This is a genomic window from Gemmatimonadota bacterium, assembly GCA_009692115.1.
Taxonomy (GTDB): domain Bacteria; phylum Gemmatimonadota; class Gemmatimonadetes; order Gemmatimonadales; family GWC2-71-9; genus SHZU01.
This window is the reverse complement of sequence record SHZU01000002.1, coordinates 1-16,577: the sequence shown is the minus strand read 5'-3', so window position 1 is coordinate 16,577 and position 16,577 is coordinate 1. Positions and strand designations below refer to the sequence as shown.

Genomic DNA, 16,577 nt, shown 5'->3' with positions numbered 1-16,577 from the left:
GGCTCGATGCGAACCCAGGGCAGCTGACCCCTCGAGGCGCCGCCGAAAGCGTCTAAATACGGATTGGAACGTCCCGAGGTCTGACGCCGGTGGCATGGTACACCGCGTTGGCCACGGCGGCGCCCACGCCGATGGTCCCGATCTCTCCCACGCCGCGAGCGCCGAGCGTGCTGGCGTGCCGGTCGAACTCCTCCGCAAACAGCACCTCGATATCCGGTACGTCGGCGTTGGCGGGCAGGTGGTAGCCACCGAACCCCTTGGCCACGAACCGTCCAGTCTTGGGATCGACCCGCGATTCTTCGAGCAGCGCTTGGCCGATTCCCCAAATGATGCCCCCGATGGCCTGGCTCCGCGCGGTCCGCGGGTTGATGATCCGCCCAACACTGTACGCCCCAACCGAGCGGGTGACTCGCGGCATCATGATGACCGGATCGAGACGAACTTCGACGAAGATGGCGCCATAGGCGTTCATCCCGTAGGCGCTCTCTTCCGGCTTGGGCGCCCACGAGCCGTCTTCGGTCAGATGGTCGAGCTGCCGGAGCTTCAGCACCTCGGAGTACTCCGCCGGTTCAAGGCCCGGCTCGCCTGCCAGGGTTTCCAGGGCGGCCCGGAGCTTGGTCGCGGCGGCATGGACCGCCGACCCGACGCCGATCGTGGTGGCCGACCCGAACGTCCCCCCGGCCTCGGCCAGGTTGGTGTCGCCTAACGCCACCTCGACCCGGGACGGATCGACCCCGAGGATGTCGGCCGCAATCTGGGGGAGAATCGTCGAGACGCCGGTACCGATCTCATGGGAGCCGGTTTCGATCCGGACGCTGCCATCGCGGCAGATCGTGATCCGCGCCGAGCCGCCGAACCGGAAGGTCGACATCAGACAGCTGGCCATGCCCCACCCAACCAGGGTTGACCCGTCGTGCATCGACCCCGGCGGGCTGGTTCGCCGGCTCCACCCGAAACGCTCGGCCGCCAACTGGTAGCAGGCTCGAAGCTCCTTACTTGAAAACGGCTTCCCGGAGGTGGGGTCGGCGTCGGCATAATTTCGAAGCCGGAGCTCCACGGGATCGATCCCGAGCCGTTCAGCCAATTCATCCATGGCGATTTCGAGCGCCGTCATGCCCGGCCCCTCGTGCGGCGCCCGCATGAAAGTCGGCTGGGGCCGGTGGAGCCGGACGATCCGGTCCCGGGTGGCGATGTTGGGGCACCGGTACATGGTTCGGCTGCCGAGGCTTCCGTGCTCGACATAGTCATCGGCCATGGCCGCCGCATTCACACTCTCGTGCCGGATGGCGACCAGGGTGCCGTCCGGCGCCGCGCCCAGCGTCACATCCTGGATCGTAGCCGGCTGATAGCCGTGGGCCACGAACGTCTCGGCCCGGCTGAGCCGGATCCGGACCGGGCGGCCCAATTGCCGGGCGGCCGCGGCGGCGAGGATTTCGTGCGGCCAGGTCGAGCCCTTGGCCCCAAACCCGCCGCCCACGACCCCGGTCCGGACCCGGATCCGCGCCCCGGGAATGCCTAACGCCTGGGCCAAGGCCGCCCGAACCCCAAAGACCCATTGGGTCGAGGTCCAGATCGTCAGGTCGTCGCCGAGCCACTCCGCAATGACCACCGAGGGTTCGAGCGCGGCATGGTGGCGGTCGGCGGTCCGGTAGCGCCCGGACACGACCACCGGCGCACTCGCCAACGCCCCGGTCACATCGCCGGTCGAGGAATTGGTCGCGGCCCAGTCCTTGATTTCGACGGCCTCCTCCAGGAGCGCCTCCAACCCGACCCGCGGCGGCTCGGCATCGATCCGGACTCGGACCCGGGCGGCTGCTTCCAAGGCGGCCGTCCGGGTGGTCGCGACCACCAGCGCCACCGGTTGGCCTTCGTGGTGGATCCGGTCGTCGGTGAGTGGAATGGTGCTTTGGCCGGCGGCCCAGTGTTCGAGGGGCCCGGCGACGCCCAGTTGGCCCGGCTCGAAGATCCGCACCACGCCGGGCGTTCCGAGTGCCGCCGCAAGATCCAAAGACCCGATCCGTCCGGCGCTCAGATCGCTGCGGACGAAGACGGCGTCGAGGACCCCGGCCACGGCACGGTCTCCAGCATACTCGGCGGCGCCGGTCACTTTGCCGACCGCATCCTGGCGAACCAACGGCAAGCCGATGCTCACAGCAAGACCTTGGTTGCGGCCCGGACCATGAGTTGAGGCTTGAACCGCGCCTCTGGGAGGATCATGGCGCCGGCCAGCTCGCTCGCGACGGCTTGCGCCACGGTATCAGGCACCGGGCGCCGTCCGATCAGCTGGGCTTCGGCCGTTCGAGCCCGCCACGGCCGAGCCGCGACGCCCCCGAACGCCAGTCGGGCGTCGGCAATGACGCCGTCCTCGACGATCAGATACCCTGCCGCGGCCACCAAGGAAAAATCGAAGGATGCCCGGTCCCGGATCTTCACGAACCGGGTCTGACTCGCGGCCCGGCCGAGGGGGACTCGAACGCCGGTGATCAACTCGCCCCGGATCAGGGTGTGCTCAACGGCCGGGTCGGCCGTGGCGGGATAGAGCGATTCGACCGTCAGCGACCGGCGGCCCGCCTCGCCCTGCACCACGAGCTCGGCCTCGAGCACCGTGAGCACCACCGCGAGGTCCGACGGATGGGTGGCCACGCACCCGGGCGAAGCGCCGAGAATGGCAGTGGCTCGTTGATCGCCGGCGGCGGCGCTGCAGCCCGACCCCGGATCGCGCCGGTTGCAGGGACCGGCCGAACGGAAGTAGGGGCAGCGGGTTCGCTGCAGCAGGTTGCCCGCGATGGTGCCCATGGAGCGAATGGCAGGGCTGGCCGTCTGTTCAATGGCTTCGGCGAGGGCGGGCACCCTAGGCCGGACCTCGGGGTGCTCGGCCACGGCGGCCAGGGAAGCCAACCCGCCGACCGAGAGGGTATCGCCGTCCATTGCGATCCCGCCAAGTGCACAGGGCGACAGGTCGATGATCAGCGCTGGCGCGACGATCCCCTGCTTCAGCCAATTGACGAGTTCCGTCCCGCCGGCCAGATACATCGCGTCGCGCCGTTCGGACGCGAGGCCGATGGCCTCCGCGGCCGTGGTCACCCGCCGATACTCGAACGGCCGCATCTACCGCCCGGCCGCGGCCGCCGCGATCGCGGCTCGAATCTGAGGATAGGCGGCGCAGCGGCAGAGATTCCCGCTCATCCACTCCCGGATCGTAGCATCGGTCGAGGCCTTACCGGCCTCGATGCAGGCGACCGCCGACATGATCTGGCCGGGCGTGCAGAAGCCGCATTGGAGCGCGTCGTGGTCGACAAACGCCTGCTGAACCGGATGGAGGGCCCCGCCCGCCCCGGCCAGCCCCTCGATCGTGGTGACCGCCCGACCATCGGTTGCGGCCGCGAGGACCAAACACGCCAACGCGGGTCGGCCCTCAAGTAGCACGGTGCAGGCGCCGCACTCGCCCCGATCACACCCCTCTTTGGTCCCGGTCAGGCGGAGCTGGTCGCGGAGAACGGCCAGCAGGGTGGTGCGGGCATCGAGGTCGAGGACCTCGGCCCGCCCGTTGACCGTAACCCGCACGACCATCGTTAGGCCATCCTGAGGCCTAGCGGCAGGGTCCGAACTCGGGTGCCGGTGGCGCGGTAGATGGCGTTGGCTAGCCCCGCGGCCACCGGCGGCACGGCGGGTTCGCCAAAGCCGGTCGGGTGGGTGTCGGTTTCGACGAAATAGACTTCGATGACGGCCGGGGCCTCGTTGATCCGGAGCATCGAATAGGTGTCGAAGTTCCGTTGCTTGACCGCGCCGCCGGTAATCGTGATCCGTTCCTTGATGGCCGCCGACAGTCCTTGAATGACCCCGCCCTCCAGCTGCGACCGGGCCCCGTTCGGGTTGAGCACCGGTCCGCTGTCCGCGGCCACGACGACCCGGTGAATCCGAAGCCGGCCCGCGATCACCGAGACTTCGAAGACCTCGGCGGCATAGCCGAGATGATCGAACCCGCAGGAGATCCCCATGCCGTGCCCCGGCGGGAGTTGCCGGCCCCAACCGGCCTTGGCGGCCGCCGTCTGGAGGACGCCCTTCAGCCGCTCGGGATTGAAGGGGAAGGTCTTGGAATCGGCCGGCTGCTGCCACCACACCTTGTCGATCAGGCCGAGCCGATACTCGTACGGGTCCGTTCCGGCGGCCTCGGCGAGCTCGTCGATCATGCTCTCGACGGCAAACGTCCCATGGGTGGTACTGACCGCCCGCCACCAGCCGCGCGGGACCCCCGACTCGAGCAGGGTGTACTCGCAGGACCGGTTCGGAATCCGATACGACATGTTGGCCGAGCCGTCCGATTCGTTAGGACCCCACCCGGGCGCGGGCTTGGGTCCGTAAAACACATCGATGGACGGCGTGCTGATCCGGTGCCGCCACGCCTCGGGCAACCCGTCGGCGCCTAACGACGCCTCGATCCGGTGGGTCGAGCAGGGACGGTAGAAATCGTGGGTCAGGTCGTCTTCTCGGGTCCAGACCACCTTGACGGGCTGCTTGATCCGCTGTGACAACAGGGCCGCTTCCACGGTGAAGTCCGGATTGATCCGCCGCCCGAACCCGCCCCCCATCAGGGTGACATGGACCCGGACGTTCTTGATGTCGGTCTTGAGCGCCAGTGCCAAGGCCTGGGCTCCCCAATCAGGAAACTGGGTGGGCGACCAGACTTCGACTTGGTCGCCGGTGACGCTGGCCGTGCAATTCATCGGTTCCATCGTCGCGTGCGACAGGAACGGCGTCTCGAAGGTTTGCGAGAACACCTGAGTGGCCTTGGCCAGAATGCCGTCGGGATCCCCCTGTTTGTTGACGGTCTCATCGCCGGTGCGGGCCACCGCCGCGGTCATGAACTCCTGGTACGACTCCGTCGACTCCGCGGCCCGCGGCCCCTGGTCCCAGTCGATCACCAACAGCCGGCGGCCTTGCAACGCCGCCCAAGTGTTGGTGGCCACCACGGCCACGCCCGCATGGATGTTGATCCCATCCGCCAGGGCCGGAATCTCCACTACCTGTTTGACGCCCGGCACGGCCAGAGCCTTGGCGGAGTCGACCGACTTCACCCGGCCCCCGAAGGTCGGGGTCCGCTCGATGGCGGCGTACAACATGCCCGGCACCTTGACGTCGAGCCCATACACCGCCTTGCCATGGATCACGTCGGCGCTGATGATGCTCACCCGGTCCTTGCCCAGGAGCTTCCAGTCCGCCTTCGGCTTGAGGACGACGGTCTTCGGCAACGGCAGTGCGGCCGCCTTCTCGGCGACGGCACCGAAATGAATCCGCCGGCCGCTTGCCGCATGGATGACGAACGAGTTCTCGGTCTGGCAGTCCTTGGGGTCCACCCCCCACTCCTTCACCGCCGCGGCCACCAGCAGACTCCGAAGCGCGGCGCCGGCCTCGCGCATCGGCTTCCAGTTACTCAGCACGCTGCTGCTTCCCCCCGTCCCCATCTCGCCGTACTTCGGGTCAAAGGAGGCTTGTTCGACCCGGACCTGATTCCAGTCGGCGTCGAGTTCTTCGGCCACCAGCATGGCCAATGAGGTGCGAACCCCCTGCCCCATTTCCGACTTGGCCACCGTAATCACGATCGAGTTGTCGGGATTGATCCGCACGAAGACGCTCGGATCGATCGGTCCGGCCGCCGGCGCCGATCCGGCTTTGGGCTTGCATCCGGGGAGCGAGATGGTCAGCACCAAGCCGCCGCCGACCGCGGCGACCTTGAGGAAGTCACGCCGGGTGAAGGCGGTCATCGGGCACCTCCAGACTTGATGTCAGCCGCGAGTTTGATGGCCTGGCGAATCCGAACGTAGGTCCCGCACCGGCAGAGATTGCCCGCCATGGCGGCGTCGATGTCGGCGTCGGTCGGTTGGGGTTTTTTTTCGAGCAAGGCCGCCGCACTCATCAGTTGGCCGGCTTGGCAGTATCCGCATTGCGGCACATTGAGCTGTTGCCACGCTTGTTGAACGGCGTGGTCGGCGTCGGTACCGGCCAGCCCTTCGATCGTCGTGACGGCTTGGGTCCCGACCGCCGACACCGGAACACTGCAGGAGCGGACCGGGTTGCCATTGAGATGGACCGTACAGGCGCCGCACGCCGCGATCCCACAGCCGAACTTGGTGCCGGTCAGGCCGACGAGGTCCCGGAGCGCCCAGAGCAGGGGCATGTCAGGCGGGGCATCGATCTCGTGGGTGGTGCCGTTGACGAGGAGCTTCATTGGATGTTCCAGACTCGGAGCGGGATCCCAAATGATACATCGGTAGCTGGGTTAACGCCCCCCAAACCCGGCACAGCAATTCCAGCCGGGCACGACTACCTTGGGCGGGTTCCCTCGCGCCGCGACGGAACCGGCAAACCACGTCGCAGGGGGTCGATTGGCCAGACATAACTACTCATTCGAAAAGCGCCAGCGTGATCTGGCGAAGAAACAGAAGAAAGAAGAGAAGCGCCAGCGCAAGCTCGAGCGGGTCGACGAGCCGGGGGCCGAGGGGCTGGCCGAGGACACCAATGCGGAAGGCGCCGAGACCGGCGACGAGACCGACCCGCCCGCTCCTGGCGAACCCACGCCGTAGCCGCGCCTACCGCTGGTAAACCACTCGTCCGTTCACGACCGTGAGCAGCACCCGACCCGATAGCAGCCGGGCGGGTTCTGATTCGGCTACCCGAAGCGGGTCGATGTCCACCACCGTCAGATCCGCCCAGCGGCCGGCCGCGATGATCCCCGTCACACCTTCGGAAAACCCCGCATAGGCGGACCAACTGGTGTACCCCCGGAGGGCCTCTTCCACTGAGAGGCGCTGCTCCGGATACCACCCGCCGGGCGGAGACCCGGCTTTGTCTTGCCGGCTCACGGCGGCGTGGAACCCATAGAAGAAATCGAAGTCCGAGCCCGGCAAGTCGGAGTTGAGGGTCACGGGAATTCGGTTCCGTCGCATGGTCCGCCAGGCGTACGCCCCCTGGATTCGCGCGGGCCCGAGCCGGGCTTCCGCCCAGGTCTTGTCTTCAACGGCATGGGGTGGCTCCATCGAGGCCATCAGACCGGCGCCGGCAATCCGGGCAAAGTCGTCGGGATGGATGACCTGCGCGTGCTCGATCCGGTGGCGGAGCAACCGGGTGGTCGGGGCGACCCGAAACATCGAGTCAAAGAAAGCCACGACCTCGCGGTTGCCCGCGTCCCCGATGGCATGGACCGCCACCTGGAAGCCCGCCCGCATCAATCCGGCCACCACCGGCCGATCGAACCCATACTGCGATCCGCTGACGCCCCGGTGACCGGCGCTGTCCGCGTAGTCCGCCAGTAGGCGAGCCCCTCGGCTGCCTAACGCTCCGTCATAATACGCTTTCGCGGCTCGGACCTGGACCATCCGGGTCGAATCGCGGAGCGGACCCCGAGCGGTCCAGGCCCGGGCGAGCGCGGTATCGCGAACCGACAGCATCGGATAGATCCGGACCGGCAACCGGCCCTGCCGGTCGAGCGACAACAGCGCCGCGATGGTCGGGCCGTCGGCGCCGGCCTCGTGGACCCCGACGTAGCCGTGGGCCGCCATCGTGTCGAGCGCCTGGACGAGGCTCCGTTCCAACCGCTCGCCGGTCAGGGCAGGAACCGCCTGGTCGAGGATCTCGACGGCTCGGTTGAGCACCACGCCGGTCGGCTGCCCCGCGCCATCTTTGAGGATGGTGCCCCCATCGCCCGCCGTCGTGGCGGCGGAAATGCCCGCCCGCTCGAAGGCGAGCCGGTTGCCCCACCCCGCAAAGCCGTGCAGACTCCGGAGGTACACCGGATGATTCGGCACTCGCTCAGTCAAAAGCCGCATCGTGGGGTAGCGGCCGGCCCAGGCGCCTTCGTCCCACCCGTAGCCGAGAATCCATTCGCCCGCGGGAACCGCCGCCGCCCGCGCGGCCACCCGGTCGACGGCCTCGGCCTCGGTGGCCACACCCGTCAGGTCAATCCGCTCGAGGTTGCCGCCGAGTTCGACGACGTGGGTATGGGAGTCGATCAGTCCGGGAACCACGGTGGCGCCGCCGAGATCGTGCACCGTGGTTGCATCGCCCTGAAAGCGGGCCGCGTCGTTTGCCGTCCCGACAAACACAATGCGACCGCCCTGGATCCCCACCGCCTCGGCGTCAGGTCTCCAGCCGGCCGAGTCACGCGGGGCATCCGCGGCCGGGCGTCCCTCGGCATCGGGCTCGCTCCATCGAAGGGTGTAGACCCGCCCATTGGTCAGGATCAGGTCGGCCGGGGCGGGACGGCCACCGCAGCCTCCGAGTCCGGCGCCCACCAGCGCGAACGCCGCGGCCCGACGCATTCCGGCCATGGGAGACTCCTCCACTTATCTTAGGCTTCGATGAACTGGCGCCGTACGTTATCGGGACGGGGCGGGCCGCGCTACCTCCAGGGGCCGATCGGGCATGCCACTCGGTGAAGAATTCGAGCAATCGGGCGCGTGGCTGTTCCAGCGCCGGAGCTACGTCCCGCCGCTGCTATTGATCGGGGTGGCGGTCGCCGCGTCCGAGCGACCGGGCCGCGACGACATCCCCGGACTCGAAGCCCCCGTGGCGTTGGCCGGCTTGGCGGTCGCGCTGGTCGGACTCGTGATCCGGGCCGTCGTGGTCGGCTCCGCCCCGGGGGGCACCTCCGGGAAAAACCGCGGCGCCCAGATCGCGACCACGCTGAGCACCACGGGGCTCTATTCGGTCGTCCGCCATCCGCTCTACCTCGGCAATCTCTGCCTCTGGCTTGGACCGGCGATCGCAACGGGGACGTGGTGGGGCGGCGTCATCGTGGCCCTGGTTTTCAGTCTCTACTACGAACGGATCATGTACGCGGAGGAGGCGTTTCTAGGCCGAGCGTTCGGGGCGGAGTATCAGGCGTGGGCCACCGTGACCCCCGCGTTCTTGCCGGCCCTATCCCGGTGGCGGCGGGCGGCCCTGCCGTTTTCGTTCCGGACGGTGCTCCGTCAGGAGTATTATGCCTTGTTCTCGACCGTCACCATGTTCGTGGTGCTCGAACTGGTGACGGTTTGGCTCGAGAGCGGGCGGCCCGGCCTCTCGCGACCCTGGCTTGGCCTTTCGCTCATCGTCTTCGTGCTGGCGGGCGCGTTGCGGTTCCTTCAACGGCAGACCCGGATTCTCCATGTCGATGGCCGGTAATCACCTCCGCCACTGGGCTCTGGTGGCGCTCGTTGCTCCGCTCGGCCTTCTAGCGCAGGCCGCGCCGCGAGACTCCACCCGCTCGCCGGTGATTCGAACCGGCGAACTGATCGGCGTGACTGCCGCCCTCGGGCTCAGCTTTGCGCTCGATGGCACAATCCGGAGCGAGGCCCAGGCCGGCCGCTCCGACGCTACCAACACCCTGGCTTCGATCGGCAACGGGATTGGGAACCTGGTCTACTTGGGCCCGGTCCTCGGGGCAACCTGGGCAGTCGGGGTCGTCACCCACAATCGGGGCATTCGGATCGCCTCGGAGGATGCCCTGGCCGCCGGGGTAATTGCCGGCGGCATCACCGGACTTCTCAAACTCGGTTTTGGTCGGGTGCGCCCCCGAGACGGCGGCCCCCCGGATCGCTTCCGGCCCTTTTCGAGCCATACGTCATTTCCCTCAGGGCACACCACCTTGGCAATGGCCGTGGCGTCGAGCCTGGCGCATTCAACCAAGGATCACTGGTCGGATGTGTTCTTCTACAGCGCCGCGCTGGTGACCGGATACGCCCGGATCAACGACAACAAGCACTGGCTCTCGGATGTGATCGCGGGCGGGGCGATCGGGTTCTTGGTCGGCAGGCAACTTCACTTCAGGGGAACCAAAATCACCCCGTTTGTGGGGAATGGCGGATTCGGCGGGTCGCTGGCGTTCTAGGCGCGTTCCGGCACCACAACTACCCTCGGCTGGTGCCCGGTGGCCGCCAGAAACCGATCGATATCCTGGCGTCCCACCACCAGGGTGGCCGTGTTGGTCAGCGGGTGACACCGCCAAGCCGCGGCCTCCCAGACCGCGCGGTCCACCGCCAACTCGACCTCATGCCCCGGGTCGTTCGCCAACCCGAACACCGTCACCGACCCGGGCGTCACCCCGAGGTACCGCGCCAACCGGTCGGGTGACGCCAGACTCAATCGATCGGCCCCGAGCGCGGGCGCCAAGGCCCGGAGATCGACCTGTTTGGCGCAGTCCGTCACCAGCAACCAATGGCGTCGGCCCTTGGCGTCCCGGAGAAAGAGGTTTTTGGTGTGCGCCCCGCCGACGGTGGCGGGGACGGCCAAGTCGGCCTGGTCGCAGGTGAAGACCGCCGGGTGGTCGATCCTCGTGTAAGACACGCCGAGGCCGGCCAAGGTCTCGAGCAATCGGGCCACGGGTTCTTCGTTATGCATCTCCGAACGGATCTCCTCCCATACCGGGAATTCAGCAAAGCGGATACAATATAGCGACCCACTTCCGGAGCCCCCGTTTGCGCTTTCCGACCCTCTGGTGCCTTGGCGTGCTCGTCGGCGTCGGCTCGGCGGCCGCCCAACCCGGCCCAATCCGATACGATGTCTACGTGTTCGGAGTTCGCTCCGCGGAACTCACGATCACGGGCCCGGTGAAGACGCCGACCTATTCGATCCGAAAGAAAGGGTTCGCCTCCAATACTTGGTCCGCCGTTCGGTCGGTCCCGGTAGCGGCGGTCGCCGCCGACACCGGTTTTATCCTCTGGGGATCGATCCGGGAACTCCCGGCCCGGATCGCGGGGCTCGCGCGGGTTGACTGGAAGTCACTCGAACTGGTCGGTTGGCCAGACCGGACCACGCTCTATGAGCGGACCCGGGAGCTCGAAGCGACCGTGGCCGGTGTCACCCGCCGAGGCACCCGATGGAATAAACGGAACGCCAGCCGACCGATGGATTTCGTGTTCGGTCCGGCCAACGAGCTGATCGCGGGGATCGATCCTCGATCCGATGTCGTGATGGTGCGCCGTGGTTTCGAGGAATTCACCACGATTGCCGCGTGGAACGATCCCACAATGTCGCCGGCCAAGTACGGTTTTGAAGGCCTCGGCAAACAGATGGTGCCGGTAGCGGAGGGAATCCGGTTGGCCACCTTGGTCTACCTACCCACCGGCAGCGCCAAGGGCCCTTTCCCAACGGTATTCATCCGCACACCCTACGGAATCACCGGCCTGATTGACACCTATTGGCATTACGCCGCCCGCGGCTATGCGGTCGTGCTCCAGGCGGCCCGCGGCACCAGCTTTGGCGACCCCGACGCCCGTTCGGAAGGTGAACTCGAGTTGATGGTCAACGAACCCGCCGACGGCAAGGCGGCGCTCGAGTGGATCACCAAACAGCCCTGGTCCGACGGCAAGATCTGCATGCAGGGCGGATCCTACGTCGGGTACACCCAGTGGACCGCGGCGATGGCCCGGAACCCGGCGCTCAAGTGCCTGGTGCCCGAGGTATCGATGGGGACCGCCTTTGCCGACCAGCCCTTCGTCGGCGGCGGGATGCTGGTCGGGATGGCGTACTACACGTTCTTCATGCACGACCGGACGTTGCTCCCGGGTCGAACCTGGACCGCTGTGCTGGCCCACCGCCCGCTGGTGGCGCTCGACGATTTCGGATCGGGTCAGAACATTCCGAATTGGGACAGCCAGGTCCTGAACGCCACCAATGGGCCGTTCTGGAAAAACCAGGATTGGCATCAGGCCGGGGTCCGCCCCGAACTCGGCACCTTCCAAATCAGCGGGTGGTTCGACGACGACTTGCCGGGCACCCTCAGCAATTGGGCCCTGATGGAGCGGATCGGGACGGCCCCGCAACGCCTGCTCCTTGGTCCGTGGAAGCATGGCTACAACCTGGATCGAGCCCTGAACGGCTACAGCTATGGACTCGACGCCCTGCGAGATGATCTCTGGGTGCTGAAGCAGCAGTGGTACGACCACTTTCTGAAGGGCATCGACAACGGGGTTACCAAGAAACAAGTCGAGTACTTCGTCTTGGGCGACAACGAGTGGCGCACCGCAACGGCGTGGCCACCGAAGGAAGTCGACCGCCAAAATTGGTACTTCCACAGCGACGGCCGCGCCAACCGGCTGTTTACCGCGGGCACGTTGACCCGCGAAGCGCCGACCGGCCATCAACCGGCGGAGCGGTACCAGTATGATCCAAAGAACCCGGTGCCCAACTGGATGAGCTTCGAACAGATGCAACGATGGGAGGACGTCCAGACCTTCCAGTGGGATATGAAAGATCTCGAAGCCCGGCACGACGTCGTGACCTTCACCTCCGCCCCGCTCGAGAAGGATTTGACGATCGCCGGCGACATCCTGGCCGTCGTGCACGCATCCACCGACGTCAAAGACACCGACTGGTGGGTGCATGTCTCCGACGTCGACCCCGCCGGCCGGTCGAACCGGCTGACACTCGGATCGGTCCGGGCCCGGTTCCGGAACCTGGATGACCCGAGGCTCCGGAGCCAAGGTTCGAACTACGCCCGCGAGGAGTTGCTATCCGGCAACCCCGCCGACATCGTGAAATATCAGATCGGGGTGAAGGGCGTGGCCAATACGTTCAAGAAGGGGCATCGGATCCGGGTGGCCATCATGAACGCGCTCGACAACTATACCTTTCCGAACTCCAACACCGGGGGCGACGAGGCGCGGGTGACGGAGACCACGATCGGGAACATGGCAATTCATCATACGAAGGTGTATCCGAGTCATGTGGTGTTGCCGGTGCTCGGCACTCGGGCCGGCGATGGGACAACATCCAAAGGAGAATTGAAATGATGGGTTCGCGGCGGTCATTTGTGCAGGCGGTGGCGGTCACGGGTGGGGCGCTTTCACTCGGGTGGCACCGCCGCCTCTTTGCGGCGGAGGAACGGCCTCGGAATGGCGCGCCGCTCGACATCCTGATTCTCGGGGGCACTGGGTTTACCGGTCCCCATCAAATTGCCTATGCGGTGGCGCGTGGGCACCGGGTGACGGTGTTCAACCGGGGGCGGCGCCAGGCGGATCTACCACAGGGCGTCAAGCACTTAGTGGGCGACCGGAACGACAACTTGTCGGCGCTCAAGGGCACGGCCAAGTGGGACGTCATCATCGACAACCCGACCACCTTCCCCCGATGGGTCAAGAGCGCCGGCGAAGTCCTCCAGGGCCGAGCCGAGCAGTACGTGTTCATCTCGACCCTGTCGGTCTATGACAAGTGGAACGTGGCCAATATGGACGAGAACGCCCCCCTCTCCACGATGCCCGATCCGACCAGCGAGAGCATGCAGTACTACGGCGCCATGAAGGTCTTAGCCGAAAAGGAAGCCGAGAAGTGGTATCCCGACCGGGTCACGGTGATCCGCCCCGGCTTGATCGTCGGGCCGCGCGACGAAACCGACCGGTTCACCTACTGGCCGGTTCGGATTGCCCGGGGCGGCGAGGTGCTCTGCCCGCCCGGGGCCGACGCCGCCCAGATCATCGACGCCCGCGACTTGGCGGAGTGGACCATTCGAATGTGCGAGGACCGAAAGTACGGCGTGTTCAACGCCACCGGCCCGCGATCGGCCCTCTCGCAACTCGAAATGCTCGCCGGCATTCGGGCCGCTATGCCCGGGAGCCTCGACATCCGACTGACCTCCACCGACACCGCCTTCCTCGAGGAGCAGAAGGTCCGGCCCTGGGCCGATCTCCCGGTCTGGATTCCGAACCAGGGCGACACGCTGTATTTGGGCCGGGCCAACATCGAGAAGGCCGTGGCGGCGGGCCTCACGTTTCGTCCGCTCGCGGTTACCGCGGCCGAGACCCTTGCCTGGCACCGGACCCGCCCGGTGGAGCAGCAAGCCAAGATGCGGGCCGGCTTGACGGCCGAGCGAGAGGCCGAGGTCCTCAAGGCCTGGCACGCGAGGCCGACCCGCTGAGATCGAGCCGTCCGCTGACCCGCCTGCTGCAGCGGGCCGTCGACGTCCGGGAGGAGGAGGTTTCGGCCCTCCTCCTTGCCTGCGGGTATTTCTTCTGCCTCTTGGCGGCCTGGTACATCATGCGGCCGCTCCGAGAGCAGATGGGCGTCGCGGGCGGGACCCGGAATCTGCCGTGGCTCTATACCGGAACCCTGCTGGCCACCTTGGCGCTCCACCCGCCCTTCGCGGCTCTGGTGGCCCGGCTTCCCCGGCGGACGTTCATCACCATCTCGAATCGGTTCTTCGTCGCCAACATCCTGGGATTCTTTGCCCTGTTCGAGTTGCTCCCGCCGACCAGCCTAGTCTGGGCCGGGCGGGCGTTCTTCGTGTGGACCAGCGTCTTCAATCTGTTCGTCGTCTCGGTATTCTGGGCCTTCATGGTGGACGTGTTCCGGACCGAACAAGCGAAGCGCCTGTTCGGGTTCATCGGCGTCGGCGGGACGTTAGGCGGCATTGTCGGCGCCTCGGTCACGGCGGTGCTCGCCGAACCGCTGGGCCCGACCCGTCTGTTCCTGGTTTCGGCCGTGATGCTCGAGGTGGCGGTCCAATGCGTCCGGCGGCTGAACGCCAACCGGGCCGCGGCCGAGTCCTCGGGGCCCAATCGATCCGAAGCCGAGCAGGTCATCGGAGGCCGGACCCTGGCCGGCATCACTCACGTCATCAAGAGTCCGTATCTACTGGCCATCTGTGCCTACATGTTGCTCTTCACGATCGGCTCCACCGTCCTCTACTTCCAACAGGCCAGAATCGCCGAGCAAAGCTTCGCGGATCGGGCCACCCAGACCGCATTCTTTGCCCGGATCGACCTCGCGGTCAGCCTGCTGACCCTCCTGACCCAGTTGTTCCTGACCGGCCGTCTCATCAAGGTCCTCGGCGTCGGCGTGACCCTCGCCCTGATGCCGGCCTTGTCCGTCATTGGGTTCCTGACCCTCGGTACGGCGCCGGTGTTGGCGGTGTTCGTCGTCTTCCAAGTCCTTCGCCGGGCCGGCGAATATGCCGTGGCCCGGCCCTCTCGGGAGGTGCTCTATACTGTTTTGTGCCGCGAGGACAAGTACAAAGCCAAGCACTTCATCGACACCTTCATCTATCGAGGCGGCGATCAGGTCGGGGCCTGGAGTATGGCGTTGATGACGACCCTCGGCCTCGGACTCGCGGGCACCGCCTACGTCGCGGCTCCGCTCGCCGCCCTCTGGCTCGCGATCTCGATCTTTCTTGGCCGGCAACAAACCCAGGGCGAGCGGGGCTGACCCGAGGACCTTTCAGGGCGCCTGGTACACCGCCAGGCCCGCCCGGTAGGTGGCCCAGAGCGAGCCCATGTCGGCGCCGTCGTCAGTCAACGGATCCCGATCGAGCACGACGAAGTCGGCTGCGCGCCCCACAGAGAGCATCCCGAGCGACGCCGACCACCCGCCCACGTCCGCGGCCCCGGTCACGTGGCACCGGATGCCCTCCGCCACCGACACCCGCTCGAGCGGAGCGATCGGGGGTTCACCGGCTCCGGCCCGGGCCACGGCGGCGCGGACACACCGGAGCGGATCGAGGTTCCTGACCACGGGCGCGTCGGAGGAGAACGCCGTCGGAATGCCCCGGTCGAGGAGCGATCGCACCGGATAACACTGCTCCAGATAGGCGGTGTCGAGCGCCGACCGAAAGTTACGGCCCAGCTCATCGAGAAAAATCGGCTGGGTGGCCACCGCAACACCCAAATCGCGAATCCGGTCCTTCTGGGCCTCGGTGGGGAGACCGAGATGCTCGATCCGGTGACGGGGCCCGTCCGGCACCTCGCTCGCGAACCTCTGGTAGCCGTTCAGCACCAAATCGATGGCCCGGTCACCAATGGCGTGGGTGGCGATCCGAAACCCGCTCCGAACCGCCCAGGCCCCCGCCGACTCGAACAGTTCGGCATTCAGTCGAAGCACCCCGCGATAGTCGGTGCCAAGATAGGGACGGCTGAGGGCGGCCGTTCCGCCCGAGAGGCCGCCGTCGGCAAAAAACTTGATGGTGTCGATCACCAGACTCTCCGACCGGTACGGCTCCGGAAGCGGGAGCGCCTCAGTGGCCCCATCCGGAATCCCGATCGCGAACGCGTTGACCCGAATCGGCAGCCCGCCCTCGGCGTCGAGCGCTCGATAGCACCGCATCAGCTCAGGGCCGACGGCGGGATCGGAGACCGCCGTAATACCATGGCGGAGCATCTCCCCGGCCGCCCGCCGGATCATGGTCTGGTATTCCGCGGCGGTGATCCGGCTGGCCAGCCCCGCCACCAGACCTAACGCCGTTTCGGCAAATACCCCAGTGAGCCGGCCCCGAGCGTCCCGGCGGACCTCCCCGCCCGGCGGGGCGCTGACCCGGTCGTCGAGGGCGCATGCGGCGAGCCCCGCGGAATTGACGACCGCGATATGGGCGCAGGTCCGAAGGGCATGGATCGGCCGGCTCGAGTCGACCTGGTCGAGATCCTCCCGGGTCAGCATCCGGCCCTCGGCCAGCGAGGCCTCGTTGAAGCCGCGGGCCCGAATCACCGGCAGGTCCCCCCGGGTGGCCGCGAACTCGGCAATCCGGCGCTGGACCTCGCCGATCGAGCGACTGCCCCTGAGGTCGACGGTGAAGTCGAGCAGGTCGCCGACCTTCCAGAGGTGGATGTGGGCGTCGA

General features: G+C 67.1%; 14 protein-coding genes. 6 read left to right on the top strand and 8 right to left on the bottom strand.

Annotated elements, in window-relative coordinates; translation table 11 throughout:
• Positions 1 to 52 precede the first annotated feature (52 nt).
• From EXR94_02555 to EXR94_02535, 5 genes are read right to left on the bottom strand one after another with little or no spacing between them, the layout of a single operon-like run.
• Complete coding sequence (locus EXR94_02555; protein ID MSR01611.1) at positions 53 to 2,152, bottom strand: xanthine dehydrogenase family protein molybdopterin-binding subunit; 2,100 nt, start codon at positions 2,150 to 2,152, stop codon at positions 53 to 55.
• On the bottom strand, positions 2,149 to 3,108 hold the full coding sequence (locus tag EXR94_02550) for a xanthine dehydrogenase family protein subunit M (GenBank protein MSR01610.1): 960 nt from the start codon (positions 3,106 to 3,108) through the stop codon (positions 2,149 to 2,151). The genes EXR94_02555 and EXR94_02550 overlap by 4 nt, the downstream gene beginning before the upstream one ends.
• On the bottom strand, positions 3,109 to 3,570 hold the full coding sequence (locus tag EXR94_02545; GenBank protein ID MSR01609.1) for a (2Fe-2S)-binding protein: 462 nt from the start codon (positions 3,568 to 3,570) through the stop codon (positions 3,109 to 3,111). It abuts the gene before it with no gap.
• Between the two features lie 2 nt (positions 3,571 to 3,572).
• Entirely contained in the window at positions 3,573 to 5,762 is a 2,190-nt protein-coding gene (locus EXR94_02540; protein ID MSR01608.1) for a xanthine dehydrogenase family protein molybdopterin-binding subunit, read from the bottom strand.
• Positions 5,759 to 6,226: a (2Fe-2S)-binding protein gene (locus EXR94_02535; protein ID MSR01607.1), complete on the bottom strand. Its 468-nt coding sequence runs from the start codon at positions 6,224 to 6,226 to the stop codon at positions 5,759 to 5,761. The genes EXR94_02540 and EXR94_02535 overlap by 4 nt, the downstream gene beginning before the upstream one ends.
• 157 nt (positions 6,227 to 6,383) lie before the next feature.
• On the opposite strand from EXR94_02535, the gene EXR94_02530 reads away from it, so the two are divergent.
• The gene (locus EXR94_02530) at positions 6,384 to 6,581 is read left to right on the top strand and encodes a hypothetical protein (protein MSR01606.1); all 198 of its coding nucleotides are present in this window, start codon (positions 6,384 to 6,386) and stop codon (positions 6,579 to 6,581) included.
• Positions 6,582 to 6,587: 6 nt separating this feature from the next.
• Here the strand turns inward: EXR94_02530 and EXR94_02525 are convergent, their stop codons facing one another.
• Positions 6,588 to 8,324 (bottom strand): amidohydrolase, encoded by a 1,737-nt coding sequence (locus tag EXR94_02525; protein MSR01605.1) that lies wholly within the window; start codon positions 8,322 to 8,324, stop codon positions 6,588 to 6,590.
• 94 nt (positions 8,325 to 8,418) lie between these two features.
• On the opposite strand from EXR94_02525, the gene EXR94_02520 reads away from it, so the two are divergent.
• Together EXR94_02520 and EXR94_02515 are read left to right on the top strand one after the other, a co-directional pair.
• Entirely contained in the window at positions 8,419 to 9,159 is a 741-nt protein-coding gene (locus tag EXR94_02520; GenBank protein MSR01604.1) for a DUF1295 domain-containing protein, read from the top strand.
• The gene (locus EXR94_02515; GenBank protein ID MSR01603.1) at positions 9,143 to 9,865 is read left to right on the top strand and encodes a phosphatase PAP2 family protein; all 723 of its coding nucleotides are present in this window, start codon (positions 9,143 to 9,145) and stop codon (positions 9,863 to 9,865) included. Before EXR94_02520 ends, EXR94_02515 begins: the two co-directional genes overlap by 17 nt.
• Here the strand turns inward: EXR94_02515 and EXR94_02510 are convergent.
• Positions 9,862 to 10,374: a prolyl-tRNA synthetase associated domain-containing protein gene (locus tag EXR94_02510; protein MSR01602.1), complete on the bottom strand. Its 513-nt coding sequence runs from the start codon at positions 10,372 to 10,374 to the stop codon at positions 9,862 to 9,864. The genes EXR94_02515 and EXR94_02510 overlap by 4 nt on opposite strands.
• Positions 10,375 to 10,451: 77 nt before the next feature.
• Between EXR94_02510 and EXR94_02505 the strand changes: the two genes are divergently transcribed.
• The 3 genes from EXR94_02505 to EXR94_02495 all read left to right on the top strand — a co-directional run bounded on the left by EXR94_02505 (position 10,452) and on the right by EXR94_02495 (position 15,174).
• On the top strand, positions 10,452 to 12,767 hold the full coding sequence (locus EXR94_02505) for a CocE/NonD family hydrolase (GenBank protein ID MSR01601.1): 2,316 nt from the start codon (positions 10,452 to 10,454) through the stop codon (positions 12,765 to 12,767).
• Positions 12,768 to 12,886: 119 nt separating this feature from the next.
• Entirely contained in the window at positions 12,887 to 13,888 is a 1,002-nt protein-coding gene (locus EXR94_02500) for an NAD-dependent epimerase/dehydratase family protein (protein ID MSR01600.1), read from the top strand.
• A 119-nt stretch (positions 13,889 to 14,007) separates the two neighbouring features.
• The gene (locus tag EXR94_02495) at positions 14,008 to 15,174 is read left to right on the top strand and encodes an MFS transporter (GenBank protein MSR01599.1); all 1,167 of its coding nucleotides are present in this window, start codon (positions 14,008 to 14,010) and stop codon (positions 15,172 to 15,174) included.
• Between the two features lie 12 nt (positions 15,175 to 15,186).
• Here the strand turns inward: EXR94_02495 and EXR94_02490 are convergent.
• Positions 15,187 to 16,577 (bottom strand): amidohydrolase (locus EXR94_02490; protein ID MSR01598.1); only part of this gene is annotated, 1,391 nt, incomplete at its 5' end.

Coding starts and splice junctions, on each gene's coding strand:
- EXR94_02510 (MSR01602.1), bottom strand. CDS start 10,374: ATGCATAACGAAGAACCCGTGGCCCGATTGCTCGAGACCTTGGCCGGC.
- EXR94_02495 (MSR01599.1), top strand. CDS start 14,008: ATGCGGCCGCTCCGAGAGCAGATGGGCGTCGCGGGCGGGACCCGGAAT.
- EXR94_02545 (MSR01609.1), bottom strand. CDS start 3,570: ATGGTCGTGCGGGTTACGGTCAACGGGCGGGCCGAGGTCCTCGACCTC.
- EXR94_02535 (MSR01607.1), bottom strand. CDS start 6,226: ATGAAGCTCCTCGTCAACGGCACCACCCACGAGATCGATGCCCCGCCT.
- EXR94_02520 (MSR01604.1), top strand. CDS start 8,419: ATGCCACTCGGTGAAGAATTCGAGCAATCGGGCGCGTGGCTGTTCCAG.
- EXR94_02550 (MSR01610.1), bottom strand. CDS start 3,108: ATGCGGCCGTTCGAGTATCGGCGGGTGACCACGGCCGCGGAGGCCATC.
- EXR94_02515 (MSR01603.1), top strand. CDS start 9,143: ATGTCGATGGCCGGTAATCACCTCCGCCACTGGGCTCTGGTGGCGCTC.
- EXR94_02525 (MSR01605.1), bottom strand. CDS start 8,324: ATGGCCGGAATGCGTCGGGCCGCGGCGTTCGCGCTGGTGGGCGCCGGA.
- EXR94_02540 (MSR01608.1), bottom strand. CDS start 5,762: ATGACCGCCTTCACCCGGCGTGACTTCCTCAAGGTCGCCGCGGTCGGC.